Here is a 16719-nt window from a genome sequence, read left to right as displayed (position 1 = left end):
CAGTATAACTGCTTGGCCGTCGGCATCATTCCATACGGCTAGTGGCCTGTGGTGCTGGAAAACATCTGAATCACCACGACGCCCGCAATGATCAGTCCCATGCCGAGCATGGCTGGGATGTCGAGTTTCTGCCCATAGATCAGTGCAGCCGCGATGCTGACCAGGACGATACCGAGACCGGCCCAGACGGCGTAGGCAATTCCCACCGGAATGGTCTTGACCACCAGGCTGAGCATCCAGAACGAGATGCTGTAGCCGACGACTACCAGAAACAGCGGCAGCGGTCGGCTGAAACCTGCCAGCGCTTTCATGGACGTGGTGGCGATCACCTCAGCGGTAATAGCAATGGCGAGGTAGATATAGCCAGTCATAAAAAATCTCCGGTTGGTGCAGTTCGTATGAGCGCCGCGGTTAATTCGGCTTCGGCCGTGTGGGCAAGTTCTCCGCACGGTAGCGGATTTTCACAACGCGCTGCGCAGTGGCCGTTGCGCCGGCGCCTTTGCTAAGCTCCGCGCCCATGAATCGTGCCCTCTATGCGTTGCTGTTCCATCTCGCCTTGCCGCTCATACTGGTTCGCCTGCTGTGGCGCGCCCGGCGGGCGCCGGCCTATTCCAAGCGTATTGGCGAGCGCTTCGCTCTACGGCTGCCGGAGCTTCAGCCAGGTGGCATTTGGGTTCACGCCGTCTCGGTGGGCGAGAGCATCGCTGCGGCGCCGATGATTCGTGCGCTCATGGCGCGCCACCCGGACTTGCCGATCACTGTGACCTGCATGACGCCGACCGGCTCCGAGCGCATCAAGGCGCTGTTTGGCGATACCGTCCAACATTGCTATCTGCCCTACGACCTGCCGTGGGCAGCGTCGCGCTTCCTCGATCGGCTGCAGCCGAAGCTGGCCGTGGTGATGGAAACCGAGCTGTGGCCCAACCACATCCATCAATGTGCCCGACGCGGCATTCCGGTAGCGCTGGCCAACGCAAGGCTCTCCGAGCGATCGGCGCGTGGTTATGCGCGGTTTGGCCGGTTGACTGCGCCGATGCTGGCCGAGCTGAGCCTGATTGCGACACAAACCGAGGCGGAGGCCCAGCGCTTCAAGCAACTTGGTGCTCGGGACGCCAGCGTGCAGGTGACCGGCTCGATCAAGTTCGATCTGACCATCGATCCCGCTCTGCCTGAGCGTGCGGCGCAACTTCGCCAACAATGGGGCGCAGCGACCAGGCCGGTCTGGATCGGCGCGAGTACTCACACGGGTGAAGACGAGATACTGCTGGCGGCGCACCGTCTGCTGGTCGAAGAGCAGCCGAGTGCCTTGCTGATCTTGGTACCACGCCACCCCGAGCGCTTCGGCTCGGTATACGAACTGTGCCGAAAACAGGGTTTCCCCACCGTACGACGGTCACGCGATGAACCTCCACAGACGCAGACGCAAGTGATGCTCGGCGACACCATGGGCGAGCTGCTGTTTTTGTACGCGCTGGCCGACGTCGCCTATGTCGGCGGCAGCCTGGTGCCTACAGGCGGACATAACCTGCTGGAGCCGGCCGCATTGGGCAAACCTGTCCTGACCGGGCCGCATCTGTTCAATTTTCTCGATATTGCCGCGCAGCTTCGTGATGCCGGTGCGCTTGGCGAGGTCACCAGCGCCCCCGAACTGGCCGCCGCGATCAAGCTATTCTGGGGCGACCCGGAGCAGGCCGAGCGCGCTCGCGCTGCCGGGCTGGCGGTACTGCGGAATAATCAGGGCGCGCTGGATCGTTTGCTGGCTGGCCTGAAGGCGTTGCTCGGCTAGAGCCCGATAAGACGTCGCAGGTGGAGAAGCCAATTTATCTGCCGCCGCGCCTGCGTGAGCGTTGCCTCAGGCAGCCATTGCAGCGCTGGCACTTCTCTAAGGTAGCTCGCTCCGCCTCGTTATAGAGGCGGTTTTGCGCTGCGTGCTGTCTAGTCGATGCGCACCGGTCGCCCGATACTCTCGGAAAGATCGGGCGGCAGGAAGTCCGTGTCCGGATCGTAATCGGCTTTCAGATAGCGCTGCAGATCCTCCAGGTCGCCCGGGTTGAGCGTGCCGGCGGCCTGCTTCAAGCGCAGGTTGTCGAGAATGTAGTCGTAGCGCGCATTGTTATAGTCGCGCACTGCGGCGAACAGGCGGCGCTGAGTGTCGAGTACATCGACGATATTACGTGTCCCGACTTGATAGCCGATATCGGTAGCTTCCAGTGCACTCTGGTTGGAAATGATCGACTGCCGACGTGCCTGCACCTGTTCGACATCGGTGTTTACTGCTCGATGCAAATTGCGGGTGGACTCGACTACCTGGCGGCGCAGGCTTTCACGCTGTTGCTCGGTCTGGGTCAGCTGGTAGAAGGCTTCGCGGCCAAGTGAGGTCGTCAGGCCACCGCTGTACAGGGGGATGTTCAATTGCAGGCCGATGCTGCGTTGCTCGACATCACCGGTGTAGCGGGGGATGCCCGTGACGGCTTCGCTACCCGTATTGGTGAAGCCCAAGCTGTCATTGTCTCCCTTGCTATAGCGCGCTACGGCGTCCAGTGTCGGCGCATGGCCCGAGCGACGCTGGCGCAAGGTTTCCTCGGCAGCATTGACTGCCTGGTTGCTGGCCAGCAGGTCGAGGTTCTGCTGGGTCGCGGTATTCACCCAGGCGCTGGCGTCGTTGGGCACCGGAGGCAATACTGGCAGGCTGTGCTCGATGCCTTCCAGCGCCAGGTATTCGCGGTTGGTCAGGGTGAACAGCGCCTGGAACGAATCGTCGACCTGACGTTGGGCAAGCAGGCGGTTGGCTCTTGCGGTATCGAAGCCTGCCTGGGCTTCAAGCACATCGGTGCGGTCAGAAAGGCCCACTTCGAAGCGCTCGTTGGCCTGATCGAGCTGGCGCTGGAAGGCCGACTGCTCCGCCTTGGCCGCGGCGAGGTTGTCTTGAGCGCGCAATACCGCGAAATACGCTTGAGCGGTCAGGCGGATCAGATCCTGCTCGGCGATCGAGTATTCCAGCGCTGCCTGCTCGCTGATGGCCTCAGCCGCCTGCAGCTGGAACCAGCGGTCGGCGCGAAAGATCGGCTGGCTCAGGGTAGCCTGGTAGACGGTGCCGCTGCGCTTCAGCGAGCGTGAACCCATGCTGGTGTCGACGTCAGTTCGGGTGTTGCTCATCTCTGCGGCGCCGCTGAGGTTCGGAAGCAGGCCGGCACGTGCCTGTGGCACGACTTCCTGAATCGCTTTGTACTGAGCGCGCGCCGCGGCGAGATCGGCATTGTTCTCGACGGCCTGCTGGTAAACGCTGATCAGGTCGGTACGGGCGGAAAGCGGAGGTGCTGTCTCGGCCCATGTCAGCCCCGACGAGGCGGCGGTCGCGGCGAGTGCCAACGTGAGTCTGCGCAGCATATGCGTCTTTCCCTGAAGCGAAATGATGGGCAAGGCTATGCCCCGTCATGCGGGCGGTCAAGGCGCTTGAGCAAGGTGTACAAGACCTTGATGGCGCTGATCAGGCAACACGGATGCCGGGACCTATAGTGACCCGGCGGTCGCTCGGCATGGCTTTCCGCTGAACTCTTGATTAGACTCGGTCCCGTTCTTGTCGGGGTGCCTTGAGTGAAAGGCTGAGATCGGATAATCCGGATCCCGTTGAACCTGATCAGGTTAAGGCCTGCGTAGGGAACAAGATGTGCTCGCCTCCTTCTCCAGCGAGTCTCTCGGCGCCAATCCCGGCGCACCCCGATGCCCTTTCCCCGCCGTGTTTTTCAGGTTCGCTCCGACAACTATCGAGGAGCTAGCCTGATGCGTGCAGAACAACAAAACCTCAGTGAATCCGCCCAGGTCGACCAAGGGTCGATCCAGCCTTTCCCGCGTTCGCAGAAAATCTACGTGCAGGGCTCGCGCCCGGATATCCGCGTCCCCATGCGCGAGATCAGTCTCGATGTGACGCCTACTGATTTCGGTGGCGAGATCAACGCGCCGGTGCTGGTCTATGACACCTCCGGCCCCTACACCGATCCGACTGTGAGCATCGACGTGCGCAAGGGGCTGGGTGACGTGCGTTCAGCCTGGATCGACGATCGCGGCGACACCGAACAGCTCGATGGCCTGACTTCACAGTTCGGCCAACAGCGCTTGGCGGATGCCGAGCTCACGAAGATGCGCTTCGCCCATGTGCGCAACCCGCGCCGTGCCAAACCCGGCAAGAACGTCAGCCAGATGCACTACGCGCGTCAGGGCATCATCACGCCCGAAATGGAATATGTCGCCATTCGCGAAAACCTGAAGCTGCAGGAAGCGCGCGCGGCGGGCCTGCTCACCGAGCAGCACGCCGGGCAAAACTTCGGCGCCAGCATTCCCAAGGAAATCACGCCGGAATTCGTGCGTGACGAAGTCGCCCGCGGCCGGGCGATCATTCCCGCCAACATCAACCATACCGAGCTGGAGCCGATGATCATCGGCCGCAACTTCCTGGTGAAGATCAATGGCAACATCGGTAACTCGGCGCTGGGTTCTTCGATCGAAGAGGAAGTCGCCAAGCTGACCTGGGGCATCCGCTGGGGCTCGGACACGGTGATGGACCTGTCGACCGGCAAGCACATCCACGAAACCCGCGAGTGGATCATCCGCAACTCGCCGGTGCCGATCGGTACCGTGCCGATATACCAGGCGCTGGAGAAGGTCAACGGCGTCGCCGAAGACCTGACCTGGGAGCTGTTCCGCGACACGCTGATCGAGCAGGCCGAGCAGGGCGTTGACTACTTCACCATCCACGCCGGCGTGCTGCTGCGCTATGTGCCGCTGACGGCCAAGCGGGTTACTGGCATCGTCTCGCGTGGCGGCTCGATCATGGCCAAGTGGTGCCTGGCGCACCACAAAGAGAACTTCCTCTACACCCATTTCGAAGACATCTGCGAAATCATGAAGGCCTACGATGTCAGCTTCTCGCTGGGTGATGGCCTGCGCCCGGGCTCCATTGCCGATGCCAACGATGCCGCGCAGTTCGGCGAGCTGGAAACCCTCGGCGAGCTGACCAAGATCGCCTGGAAGCACGACGTGCAATGCATGATCGAGGGCCCCGGCCACGTGCCGATGCAGCTGATCAAGGAAAACATGGACAAGCAGCTCGAATGCTGCGACGAGGCGCCGTTCTATACCCTCGGCCCGCTGACCACCGATATCGCGCCGGGCTACGACCACATCACCAGCGGCATCGGTGCGGCGATGATCGGCTGGTTCGGTTGCGCCATGCTCTGCTACGTCACGCCCAAGGAACACCTGGGCTTGCCGAACAAGGATGACGTAAAGACCGGGATCATCACCTACAAGATCGCCGCTCACGCCGCCGACCTTGCCAAAGGCCATCCGGGTGCGCAGATTCGCGACAACGCCTTGAGCAAGGCGCGCTTCGAGTTCCGCTGGGAAGACCAGTTCAACCTCGGCCTCGACCCCGATACCGCGCGCAGCTACCACGATGAAACCCTGCCAAAGGACTCGGCCAAGGTCGCGCATTTCTGCTCCATGTGCGGGCCGAAGTTCTGCTCGATGAAGATCACCCAAGAAGTGCGCGAGTACGCCAAGGAGAACGGCTTGACCGACGAGCAGAAGGCCATCGAGGCCGGCTTCGCCGAGCAGTCCTCACGCTTCAAGGATGAGGGGTCGGTGATCTACAAGCAGGTATAGCGGGCGGAGTACGACGCCTTAGTAGGATGGATGCCGCTTTTTACATCACCGTGGCTTCGCTTGGTGGATCGATGAAGCGTGATCCACCCTACGTCCAGAAGGGGTGCGCGGCGTGCCGCTGAAACCGGTGCCGCCATCCAGCCGGCTAGTACTGGATGACCCGTAGGGTGGAAAACGGCAACGCCTTTTCCGCGCATCGAGTCCAGCCGGGCTGCTGCAATGGATCGTCGCCAGTCGGGAGCTGCAAGTAAATAGCCGCTTAATTCCGTTCGTGAGGCGAAACACTCGCGCTCATGGTTGTATGCCGGGCATCCGGCTTCTCCGAGAAAACAATGTGAACATTCCGAATCGTTATTCCCCCCATCAGGTCGTTGCCGCTGAACACCGTGTCTTCGGCGGGCGTGATCTGTTTTCCTTGTGGTTCTCCCTCGGTATCGGTCTGATGGTGCTGCAGCTCGGCGCTTTGCTGGCGCCAGGGCTGGGCATGAGCGGCGCCTTGCTGGCCATTGTCAGCGGCACGGCAGTCGGCGTGCTGTTGCTTGGCGCCGTCGCGGTGATCGGCAGCGACACTGGCTTGTCGTCGATGGCCAATCTGAAGTGCACGCTGGGTGACCGCGGTGCGGTATTGCCCGCGTTGCTCAATCTGGTACAGCTGGTCGGCTGGGGCGCGTTCGAAATCATCGTCATGCGCGACGCGGCGAGTCTGCTCGCCGCCCGTGCGTTCGGCGAGCAGAGCTGGCTGATCAGCCCCGCATTCTGGACGCTGTTCTTCGGCGGGCTGGCCACGCTGCTGGCGATCACCGGTCCGCTGACCTTCGTGCGACGGATCCTGCGCAAGTGGGGGATCTGGCTGTTGCTCGGTGCGTGCGTCTGGCTGACCTGGAACCTGTTCGACAAAGCCAATCTTGGTGCGCTCTGGGGCAGGCAAGGTGATGGCTCGCTGCCCTTCGCTCTGGGCTTCGACATTGCTATCGCCATGCCGCTGTCGTGGCTGCCGCTAATCGCTGATTACTCGCGCTTCGGCAAGGCGGCACGTCGCGTCTTTGGCGGCACAGTGCTAGGCTTCTTTGTTGGCAACGTCTGGCTGATGAGTCTGGGCGTGGCCTATACCCTGGCGTTTGCCGATAGCGGTGACGTCAACGCGCTGCTGCTGGCGCTGGCCGGGGCCGGGCTGGGTATCCCGCTGTTGCTGATTCTGCTCGACGAATCAGAAAACGCCTTCGCCGATATCCATTCGGCGGCGGTGTCGGTCGGCATATTGCTGCCCTTCAAGGTCGAGCGGTTGGCGCTGGCCATCGGTGTGTTCTGCACCTTTATCGCCTGGCTCGCGCCGCTGGCCGAATATCAGAACTTCCTGCTGTTGATCGGCTCGGTGTTCGCGCCATTGTTCGGCGTGGTGCTGGTGGACCATTTCCTGCTCCGGCGCCGCGGCCTGTTGCCGGCGCCCAGCGCGGCCTTTCGCTGGCAGACACTGTTGGCCTGGGGTTGTGGCGTGGTCACCTACCATGTATTGGCCAGCGCCTGGCCTGAGATCGGCGCCAGCCTGCCGGCACTGTTCTTGTCTGGCGGGCTGTTATGGTTGCTGAGCCGCTTCGGTCTGGTTACGGCAGGTACGCCGGTTTCAGAATAGCGGCGAGTTCCTGGTAAGGAATTTCCAGTTCAGGATGGCCGCTCGAATACGGTGCGATGCTGTAGACGTCATATTTGAGCAGCACTTTGTCGCGTAGCAGCGCGACATTGGCGGTCCGCTGGAACGGCCACTGGCGGGAAAACGCGGCGTCATGCTGGTTCGCTACCAACCAGCGCTGATGCGCTTGTGCGGCGGCACGCCAGAAGGCGCCTTCCTTGCCGGGAAGAAGGACGTCGGTAAGCTCAAGTTCGCGGTCCTGCTCACGGTCATAGTTGATGAAGCCGCGCCCCGGCATGCCGTGGGCGCCACCGGTGTACAGATAACTCGACAGCTCAATGACCAACAAGGCGTCATGCTGGTCGCGCAACTTGGCCTGCAAATAGCTGCTCCAGCCGCGCTCGGCGTCGGCCAAAAAATCCCGCTGATAACCCTCCAGAGTGGCTGGCACCTTCGCATCCGGGCTGTTCACAGTCATCTTGCGTAGCCGCTGGTCGATCAGCGCGTTCAGGGCAGGCTCATCGGCGAATAGCTGGGTATCGATATTCACCAGCGGGCAGCCATCGTCGTGTTCAGCGCAGCCGGCGGGGCGTTGCTCGCTGACAATCTGTCGAACCTCGACGGGCCGCTCTCCGCCAAAGTGCTGGCAGGCGCTGAGTAACAGGCTAAGGGCGATCAGTGCAAAGGTTTGGCGAACAGGCATCAAGGCTTTTTGGCTCCTGCAGGTTTGAGGTGCGGTTTCGAGTGCCAACGAGTTGGGAAGTTCGTAAACGGGGCGACAAGCAATTTTTCCCCATGCGAGTGGTCTGCAAAGGGCTGCGCCTGAGGAAACGGCGCGCTAGGATGACACCTGAGAGACCGCTCACGCCGTGACGGTTGCAGCCTTTCCGTCGCCGCAGGCGCGGACAAACCGATATGTGAGTGATTCATGACTGACACTTTCAACCCCGGCCCGAATGATATCGAGATCGTTGAGCGAGAGCAGTGCTTCAGCGGCTTCTATCGCCTGGATCGCCTACAGTTGCGTCATCGTCTGTTCAGCGGTGGTATGGGCCGCCAGCTGGAGCGTGAGCTGTTCGTCCGTCACGACGCGGTCTGCGTGTTGCCTTACGACCCGCGCCGGGATGAAGTCGTGTTGATCGAGCAATTCCGAGTCGGTGCGATAGGAAAAGTCGCGAATCCGTGGCTGATCGAACTGGTTGCCGGTCTGATCGACAAGGACGAGCAACCCGAAGAAGTTGCGCGTCGCGAAGCGGTTGAGGAGGCCGGGCTGGAGGTCGCCGAGTTGTGGCCGGTGACGACTTACTTCCCGTCGCCGGGCGGCAGCACCGAGCGTGTGCATCTTTATGTCGGACACTGCGACAGCTCCAACGCCGGCGGCGTGTTCGGCCTGGATGAAGAGGGTGAGGACATCCGCGTGCACGTCTGGTCGGTACAGCGGGCGTTGCAAGCGGTGCGCGACGGCGGCATCGATAACGCCGCGAGTATCATCGCGTTGCAGTGGCTGGCCTTGAATCGCGACGAAATCAGGGGGGCATGGACATGAGGCGAACGCGCGAACGATACCGCGTCGACCTGCTGGAGCTGCAGGCGGCCTGCGAGGCGAATTACCTGCGGCTGATGCGCCTGCTGCCCGATATGCGCAACCAGCCGGAAACGCGTCGAATTGCCATGAGTCAGGGTGATCGGCTGCTCGGCGTGCTCGTGCTAAAGGTAGTGGAAAGCTGCCCCTATACCACCACCGTGCAGATCAGCCAGCAGGATTGCCTGCCCTGGTTGCCGGTTCCGCAGATGGACGTGCGGGTCTATCACGATGCGCGCATGGCTGAAGTCATCAGTGCCGAGAATGCCCGGCGTTTCCGCGGCATTTATAGTTACCCCAACGCGCAGATGCATCAGCCTGACGAAAAGAATCAGCTCAATCTGTTCCTGGGTGAATGGCTGGGGCATTGCCTGGCGTGTGGTCATGAGCTCGAGCCGGTGCTGTAAACGGCGATCCGCATTGAGGCGCTCGCTGCATTAAAAGCATGACCGTCTTTCGTGCGCAGCCAGCACCGGGTTCGTCTGCAGTGCGTTCTGTGATACATGCCCGCATCGCGTGGTTTACCCCTGTGACCGCCAGCCACCATAATTCGTCTGCCATTTCGCCAAAGGAGACGGGGCTTGGCTGCTTCGACCCTCACTGCTGAAAAAGACTCGGTACTGCTCGTGCAGTTGACCGATAGTCATCTGTTCGCCGAGGCGGGTGGCAAGCTGCTGGGCCTGGATACGGGCGAAAGTTTGCAGCGCGTTGTCGATCTGGTTCTCGAAGAGCAGCCCCGCATCGACCTGATGCTGGCAACGGGAGACCTTTCGCAGGACGGCTCGCTGGCCTCTTACCAACGCTTTCGTCAGCTTTCCGAGCGTATTGACGCACCGGTGCGCTGGTGCCCTGGCAATCACGACGAACTGGCCGCCATGCGAGAGGCCACCCGTGACAGCGAAATCATGCTGCCGGTTCTGGACATCGGTGCATGGCGGGTCATCCTGCTCGATACGCTGGTGCCTGGTTCCGTATTCGGGATGCTTCGCGACGATCAGTTGGAGTTGCTCGAGCGGACCCTGCAAGAGGCTCCTGAGCGTCATCACCTGGTCTGTCTGCATCATCACCCGGTCACCATTGGCAGTCGCTGGATGGACAGCATCGGCCTGCACAACCGCGACGCACTATTCGCAGTGCTTGATCGTTTCCCTTGTGTTCAGGCGGTGCTCTGGGGGCACATTCATCAGGAGTTCGACGCCTTGCGCGGTGGTGTCCGACTCCTCGCCACGCCATCGACGGGCGTGCAATTCGCTCCGGGCAGCGAGGATTTCCTGGTGGATACGCGTGCGCCGGGGTACCGCTGGTTGCGCCTCTACGTCGACGGGGCGCTCGAAACAGGGATCTCGCGAGTGATCGGCACGACTTTCGAAGTCGACTACAGCCTCAAAGGTTATTGAAAGTCAGCTGCTTCGGCTAACGCGCGCAACTGGATTGCAGGGTCGCGCGACTCGGTTCATGCGGCTTGCAGCCAGCGCGGCTCGCCTAGTAGCCTTTCCGTCTTTTGCCAGCTCAGCGAACCAGCATGACACTTACCCGACCCGCCATCCTTTACATGCACGGCCTCAACAGCTCCCCACGGTCCCAAAAGGCCAGCCAGTTGACCGCCGCGTTGGCGCGCATCGGCATGAGCGCATGGCTGCAAGTGCCCGCGTTACATCACCATCCGCGGCATGCTATCGCCCAGCTCGAGGCGGCCATCGCCGAGTTGGGACGCCCCGTGCTGGTCGGCAGCTCGCTCGGCGGATACTATGCCACGCACCTCGCCGAGCGCCACGGGCTCAAGGCCCTGCTGGTCAATCCGGCCGTGACGCCGCACCGTCGCTTCGATGGTTATCTCGGACCGCAGACCAATCTCTACACTGGCGAGGTCTGGGAGCTTACCGAAGATCACGTCGTGGCCTTGGCCGAGCTGGAAGTGCCGCCACCGCAGGACGCCGAGCGCTATCAGGTCTGGTTGCAGACGGGCGACGAAACCCTCGACTACCGTCAGGCGGCCGAGTTCTACAGGGGTTGCGCGGTACGCATCCAGGCCGGTGGCGATCACGGCTTCCAGGGTTTCGCCGACCGGCTTCCAGCTCTGCTGGCGTTTGCCGGCTTTGATCCGTCGATTTTCGTAGACGTCGATTTTTCCGATTTATAAGGACATCACGAGACGCACATGTCTTACACCGCAGAAGCCATTGAAGTCCTCTCCGGCCTGGATCCGGTGCGCAAGCGTCCGGGCATGTACACCGACACCTCGCGGCCCAATCACCTGGCCCAAGAGGTCATAGACAACAGTGTCGACGAGGCGCTGGCCGGTCATGCCAGCGCCGTCCAGGTGATCCTGCACCAAGACAACTCCCTTCAGGTGATCGACGACGGCCGGGGCATGCCGGTGGATATCCACCCTGAAGAAGGCGTCTCGGGCGTTGAGCTGATCCTCACCAAGCTGCACGCCGGCGGCAAGTTCTCCAACAAGAACTATCAATTTTCCGGCGGCCTGCATGGGGTTGGCATCTCCGTAGTGAATGCCTTGTCGACCCGGGTCGAGGTGACGGTCAAACGGGACGGCAACGAATACCGCATGGCCTTCGCCGACGGCTTCAAGGCCAGTGAGCTGGACATCATCGGCTCGGTCGGCAAGCGCAACACCGGCACCAGCGTGCATTTCTGGGCCGACCCGAAGTATTTCGATTCGCCGAAGTTTTCCATCAGCCGACTCAAGCATGTGCTCAAGGCAAAGGCCGTGCTGTGCCCAGGGCTCAACGTCAGCTTCGAGGACAAGAGCACCGGTGAAAAGGTCGAGTGGCACTACGAGGACGGCCTGCGCTCCTACCTGGTGGATGCCGTCAACGAGTTCGTCCGCCTGCCTGACGAACCCTTCTGCGGCAGCCTCGCCGGCAACAAGGAAGCGGTCGACTGGGCCTTGCTGTGGCTGCCCGAGGGTGGCGACAGCGTGCAGGAAAGCTACGTCAACTTGATCCCTACCGCGCAGGGTGGCACCCACGTCAACGGCCTGCGTCAGGGCTTGCTGGATGCCATGCGCGAATTCTGCGAGTTCCGCAATCTGCTACCGCGCGGCGTCAAGCTGGCGCCTGAGGACGTATGGGAGCGGATCGCCTTTGTACTCTCGACCAAAATGCAGGAGCCGCAGTTTTCCGGCCAGACCAAAGAGCGCCTGTCGTCCCGGGAGGCGGCGGCGTTCGTCTCCGGTGTGGTCAAGGATGCCTTCAGCCTGTGGCTCAACGCGCATCCCGAACTGGGTATGCAACTTGCCGAATTGGCGATCAGTAACGCCGGACGCCGGCTCAAGGCAAGCAAGAAGGTCGAACGCAAGCGCATCACCCAGGGCCCGGCGCTGCCCGGCAAACTGGCCGATTGTGCAGGGCAGGATCCGGCGCGCTCGGAGTTGTTTCTGGTCGAGGGTGATTCGGCCGGCGGGTCGGCCAAGCAGGCCCGGGACAAGGAATTCCAGGCGATCATGCCGTTGCGGGGCAAGATCTTGAATACATGGGAAGTCGATGGCGGCGAGGTACTGGCGAGCCAGGAAGTTCACGACATCGCGGTCGCCATCGGCGTGGATCCCGGTGCGGCGGATATGTCTCAGCTGCGATATGGAAAGATCTGCATCCTCGCTGACGCCGATTCGGACGGCCTGCACATCGCCACGCTACTTTGTGCGTTGTTTGTTCGTCACTTCCGGCCACTGGTCGATGCCGGTCATGTCTATGTGGCGATGCCGCCGCTGTACCGCATCGATCTGGGCAAGGACATCTTCTATGCTCTGGACGAAGCCGAGCGCGACGGAATCCTGGATCGGCTGTTGGCCGAGAAGCGCCGAGGCAAGCCTCAGGTCACTCGATTCAAGGGCCTCGGCGAAATGAATCCGCCGCAGTTGCGCGAAACCACCATGGATCCCAACACTCGCCGGCTGGTGCAGTTGACGCTCGATGATTTCGACGGCACCCGTGAAATGATGGACATGCTGCTCGCTAAGAAACGCGCCGGTGATCGCAAAAGCTGGCTCGAATCCAAGGGCAACCTGGCCGAGGTGCTGATTTGAACCGCCGCTGGATCGCGCTGTTGGTTGCGCTGGCGGTACCGGCTTGGGCCGCTGGCGACGTTCCTGAGTTGGCGCTGGTCAGTGAGCACCCTGTCGAGGGAATCGCCCATGGCAACCTCTCTGGATTGGCTTGGTGCGGAGACGGGCTTTGGGCCATTTCTGACCGGGAAGACGATCGGCTATACCGCCTCGATGCGAGTGAAACCGTCTGGCGAGCCGAAGCCGAGCAGTTCGACTTACCGCCCGTGCCGAACACCGGTTTGTCGTGGGGCGTGCGCATGCGGGCCGCCATTACCGGCATGGTGCGCGGCGGTGAAATGGACTTCGAGGGGCTGAGTTGCGACAGCCTGGGCAACCGCTATCTGGTCAGCGAAGCGCACGCGGCAGTGCTGCGAGTCAGCCCGGCGGGTACGGCGGAATGGCTGAACCTGCCTGATGGCCTGGTCCGCCAGGCGCGCGCGAGCGGGATGTTGCTTCAGTTCAACGCTATGTTCGAGGGCGTCACTGTCGATCCGGAGGCTAATCGGCTGTGGCTTGCGGCCGAACACAATCGCCGCGGTCTGATGGTTATGCATCGTAAGCAGAGCGTCTGGCAATGCACCGGCGGTTGCGTATTGCTGGCTGAAGGAGGGCGCGAGTCACCGCCATCGGCGATGAACGAAAACGACCAGCCGCGGCGCTTTTCCGGCCTGGCTTTCCATCGGGACAAGCTGTTCACCCTGGAGCCCGTTCGGCATCAGATCTGTCGGCGCAAGCCGGCGACCGGCGATAGCGAAGCATGCTGGACCTATGCCGGCACGGCACTGGCGGACTCGCGTCGCTATGACACGCCCTTCGGTAATGCCGAAGCGCTTTGGGTAGACACGGAGGGTGCCTGGATCGGCGTCGATAACAACGGGCTCACGCGTACCGACGGTGAAAAACGGCCGATCGTCTGGCGCTTCGCCGCGCCGAAGGGCGGCTGGGGTGTCAAACAGTGACCCAGCCTGCCGGCCGCCGTGCCGGCCGCGTCATGCTGGTGCTGGCGTGGGGGGCGGGTTTACTGCTGGCCACGCGGTTTTTCGCCGACTGGGAGCAGAGTCGCTTCAATCCCAACCGTGAGCCCATTTCGGTGGTGCAGGACGACCAGATCGAGGTGCGCCTGGAAAGTAATTTCCAGGGCCACTTCGTTGCTGATGGGCTGATCAATGGCCGGTCGGTAACCTTTCTATTGGACACCGGTGCAACCGATGTGGCGATACCCGCTGAGCTGGCGGAGCGCATTGTTTTGCCCCGTGGCGCCCCTGTGGCGCTGCAGACCGCCAACGGTCGGACGACCGGCTATCGTACAGTGCTCGATAGCCTCGTCCTTGGAGACATCGTGCTGCGAAACGTGCCCGCCCTCATCGCGCCAGGCTTTGTCGGCGAAGAGGTGCTGCTCGGCATGAGTGCCTTGAAACAACTCGAATTCACCCAGCGCGCCGGCACTCTGGTGCTGCGCCAACACGCCACGGATCGACCATGAGCGAAACTATCGACCTGAGCCTGGACGGCGTGGAGCGTCGCTCCCTTGCCGACTTCACTGAGCAGGCTTACCTCAATTATTCGATGTACGTGATCATGGATCGCGCGCTACCGCATATCGGCGACGGGCTCAAGCCGGTGCAGCGGCGGATCATTTATGCGATGAGTGAGCTGGGCCTGAACGCTGACTCAAAGCACAAGAAATCGGCGCGCACCGTTGGTGACGTGCTCGGCAAATTCCACCCCCATGGCGACTCGGCCTGCTATGAAGCCATGGTGCTGATGGCTCAGCCGTTCAGCTATCGCTACACGCTGGTCGACGGTCAGGGTAACTGGGGGGCGCCAGACGACCCTAAATCATTCGCCGCCATGCGGTATACCGAAGCCCGCCTGTCGCGCTATTCGGAGGTGCTGCTGTCGGAACTGGGGCAAGGCACAGTGGAGTGGGTGCCGAACTTCGATGGCACGCTCGACGAACCCGCGACGCTGCCGGCGCGTCTGCCCAATCTGTTGCTCAACGGCACCACCGGTATTGCCGTGGGCATGGCCACCGACGTGCCGCCGCACAATCTGCGCGAAGTCGCCGCTGCCTGTGTGCGCCTGCTCGACGAGCCCGGCACGTCGATTGAGCAGCTCTGCGAACATGTGCAGGGCCCGGACTATCCGACCGAGGCGGAGATCGTCACGCCACGTGCTGATCTCCTGAAGATCTACGAGACCGGCCGGGGCTCGGTGCGGATGCGGGCCGTGTATCGCGTCGAGGATGGCGATATCGTCGTCACTTCGCTGCCGCACCAAGTGTCCGGCTCCAAGGTGTTGGAGCAGATCGCCTCGCAGATGCAGGCCAAGAAGCTGCCCATGGTGGCCGATCTTCGCGACGAATCGGACCACGAAAACCCTTGTCGGATCGTCATCATTCCGCGCTCCAATCGGGTCGATGCGCACGAGCTGATGCAGCACTTGTTCGCGACCACCGAGCTGGAGTCCAGCTACCGGGTCAATACCAACGTCATCGGCCTCGACGGTCGGCCGCAGGTAAAAAACCTCAAGGTGCTGCTCAGCGAATGGCTCACCTATCGTATCGGCACCGTGCGCCGGCGCTTGCAGTTCCGCCTGGACAAAGTGGAAAGACGCCTGCACCTGTTGGAAGGCTTGTTGGTTGCCTTTCTCAATTTAGACGAAGTGATCCAGATCATTCGCACCGAGGACCAGCCCAAGCCGGTTTTGATGGCGCGTTTCGAGCTGTCTGAGCTGCAGGCCGACTATATCCTCGACACCCGTCTGCGCCAGCTGGCGCGGCTGGAGGAAATGAAAATCCGCGGCGAGCAGGACGAGCTGGCCAAGGAGCGGGAAAAGCTGCTGGCGCTGCTGGGCAGCGAAGCCAAGCTGAAGAAGCTGGTGCGTAAGGAGCTGATTGCCGACGCCGAGACCTATGGCGACGACCGTCGCTCGCCCATCGTGGCGCGGGCCGAGGCGCGGGCACTCTCGGAAAACGAATTGCTGCCTTCCGAGCCGGTCACCGTGGTGATCTCCGAGAAGGGCTGGGCGCGCTGCGCCAAGGGCCACGATATCGACGCCACCGGGCTCTCCTACAAGGCCGGTGATGGCTTCCGGGCTGCCGCAGGGGGTCGCTCCAATCAGTACGCCGTGTTCATTGATTCCAGCGGTCGCAGCTATTCGCTGGCGGCGCACTCGCTGCCTTCGGCCCGCGGTCAGGGTGAGCCCTTGACCGGACGATTGGCTCCGCCGCCCGGCGCCAGTTTCGAATGCGTGCTGCTGCCTGATGACGAGGCGCTCTATGTGATCGCTTCCGATGCGGGCTACGGTTTTGTGGTCAAGGGCGAAGACCTGCAGGCCAAGAACAAGGCCGGCAAGGCGCTGCTGTCGTTGCCGGCAGGTGCGCGTGTGGTGGCCCCGCGGCCGTTGAGCAATCGCGATCAGGACTGGCTGGCAGCCGTCACGACCGAAGGCCGCCTGCTGGTGTTCCCGATCCGGGATCTGCCGCAGTTGGGCAAGGGCAAGGGCAACAAGATCATCGGAATCCCAGGCGATCGCGTCGCCAGCCGTGAAGAATACCTGACCGATCTCGCCGTGCTACCTGAAGGTGCGACGCTGGTCTTGCAAGCCGGTAAGCGCACCCTGTCGCTCCGAGCCGATGATCTGGAACACTACAAGGGTGAGCGCGGGCGGCGCGGAAACAAGCTACCGCGCGGCTTCCAGCGCGTTGACGCACTGTTGGTGGAGGCGCTGAGCTGAGAGGGAAGTCCATTAGAGGCTGGCTTCCAGCGGCCGTTTCACGGA

General features: G+C 62.1%; 14 protein-coding genes and 1 riboswitch. Of the genes, 11 read left to right on the top strand and 3 right to left on the bottom strand.

Annotated features, from left to right (window positions below):
• Positions 1-38 precede the first annotated feature (38 nt).
• Complete coding sequence (locus CH92_RS18565) at positions 39-371, bottom strand: DMT family transporter (protein WP_025243258.1); 333 nt, start codon at positions 369-371, stop codon at positions 39-41.
• Positions 372-517: 146 nt separating this feature from the next.
• On the opposite strand from CH92_RS18565, the gene waaA reads away from it, so the two are divergent.
• Positions 518-1786: a lipid IV(A) 3-deoxy-D-manno-octulosonic acid transferase gene (waaA, locus tag CH92_RS18560; protein WP_025243257.1), complete on the top strand. Its 1269-nt coding sequence runs from the start codon at positions 518-520 to the stop codon at positions 1784-1786.
• A 149-nt stretch (positions 1787-1935) separates the two neighbouring features.
• Here the strand turns inward: waaA and CH92_RS18555 are convergent, their stop codons facing one another.
• Positions 1936-3387 (bottom strand): TolC family outer membrane protein, encoded by a 1452-nt coding sequence (locus tag CH92_RS18555; protein ID WP_025243256.1) that lies wholly within the window; start codon positions 3385-3387, stop codon positions 1936-1938.
• 184 nt (positions 3388-3571) lie between these two features.
• Positions 3572-3677: riboswitch (TPP riboswitch) on the top strand.
• Positions 3678-3780: 103 nt separating this feature from the next.
• Between CH92_RS18555 and thiC the strand changes: the two genes are divergently transcribed.
• Both thiC and cytX read left to right on the top strand, forming a co-directional pair.
• Positions 3781-5661: a phosphomethylpyrimidine synthase ThiC gene (thiC, locus tag CH92_RS18550; RefSeq protein ID WP_025243255.1), complete on the top strand. Its 1881-nt coding sequence runs from the start codon at positions 3781-3783 to the stop codon at positions 5659-5661.
• Positions 5662-5995: 334 nt separating this feature from the next.
• The gene (gene cytX, locus CH92_RS18545) at positions 5996-7291 is read left to right on the top strand and encodes a putative hydroxymethylpyrimidine transporter CytX (RefSeq protein WP_025243254.1); all 1296 of its coding nucleotides are present in this window, start codon (positions 5996-5998) and stop codon (positions 7289-7291) included.
• On the opposite strand, the gene CH92_RS18540 is transcribed toward cytX, so the two are convergent.
• The gene (locus tag CH92_RS18540) at positions 7263-7991 is read right to left on the bottom strand and encodes a DUF3298 and DUF4163 domain-containing protein (RefSeq protein WP_025243253.1); all 729 of its coding nucleotides are present in this window, start codon (positions 7989-7991) and stop codon (positions 7263-7265) included. The two genes, cytX and CH92_RS18540, sit on opposite strands and share 29 nt — an antisense overlap.
• Before the next feature lie 225 nt (positions 7992-8216).
• Between CH92_RS18540 and nudF the strand changes: the two genes are divergently transcribed.
• The 8 genes from nudF to parC all read left to right on the top strand — a co-directional run bounded on the left by nudF (position 8217) and on the right by parC (position 16674).
• Positions 8217-8834, top strand: coding sequence for an ADP-ribose diphosphatase (nudF, locus tag CH92_RS18535; protein ID WP_025243252.1), 618 nt, complete (start codon positions 8217-8219; stop codon positions 8832-8834).
• A complete protein-coding gene (locus tag CH92_RS18530) occupies positions 8831-9277 on the top strand; it encodes a DUF1249 domain-containing protein (protein ID WP_025243251.1) in 447 nt (148 codons plus the stop codon). The genes nudF and CH92_RS18530 overlap by 4 nt, the downstream gene beginning before the upstream one ends.
• Before the next feature lie 174 nt (positions 9278-9451).
• Positions 9452-10267 (top strand): 3',5'-cyclic-AMP phosphodiesterase, encoded by an 816-nt coding sequence (gene cpdA, locus CH92_RS18525; RefSeq protein WP_025243250.1) that lies wholly within the window; start codon positions 9452-9454, stop codon positions 10265-10267.
• A gap of 125 nt (positions 10268-10392) precedes the next feature.
• Positions 10393-11010: a YqiA/YcfP family alpha/beta fold hydrolase gene (locus CH92_RS18520; RefSeq protein WP_025243249.1), complete on the top strand. Its 618-nt coding sequence runs from the start codon at positions 10393-10395 to the stop codon at positions 11008-11010.
• A gap of 18 nt (positions 11011-11028) precedes the next feature.
• A complete protein-coding gene (gene parE, locus CH92_RS18515) occupies positions 11029-12915 on the top strand; it encodes a DNA topoisomerase IV subunit B (protein ID WP_025243248.1) in 1887 nt (628 codons plus the stop codon).
• Positions 12912-13895 carry an esterase-like activity of phytase family protein gene (locus CH92_RS18510; protein ID WP_025243247.1) on the top strand — a complete coding sequence of 328 codons (984 nt, stop codon included), beginning with the start codon at positions 12912-12914 and terminating at the stop codon, positions 13893-13895. The genes parE and CH92_RS18510 overlap by 4 nt, the downstream gene beginning before the upstream one ends.
• Positions 13892-14419, top strand: a complete 528-nt coding sequence (locus CH92_RS18505) for a retropepsin-like aspartic protease family protein (protein WP_025243246.1) — start codon at positions 13892-13894, stop codon at positions 14417-14419. Before CH92_RS18510 ends, CH92_RS18505 begins: the two co-directional genes overlap by 4 nt.
• Entirely contained in the window at positions 14416-16674 is a 2259-nt protein-coding gene (parC, locus tag CH92_RS18500) for a DNA topoisomerase IV subunit A (protein WP_025243245.1), read from the top strand. Before CH92_RS18505 ends, parC begins: the two co-directional genes overlap by 4 nt.
• Positions 16675-16719: the final 45 nt, after the last annotated feature.

It is taken from the genome of Stutzerimonas stutzeri (genome assembly GCF_000590475.1).
Classification (GTDB): domain Bacteria; phylum Pseudomonadota; class Gammaproteobacteria; order Pseudomonadales; family Pseudomonadaceae; genus Stutzerimonas; species Stutzerimonas stutzeri_D.
This window is presented reverse-complemented; position numbering and strand designations above follow the sequence as displayed.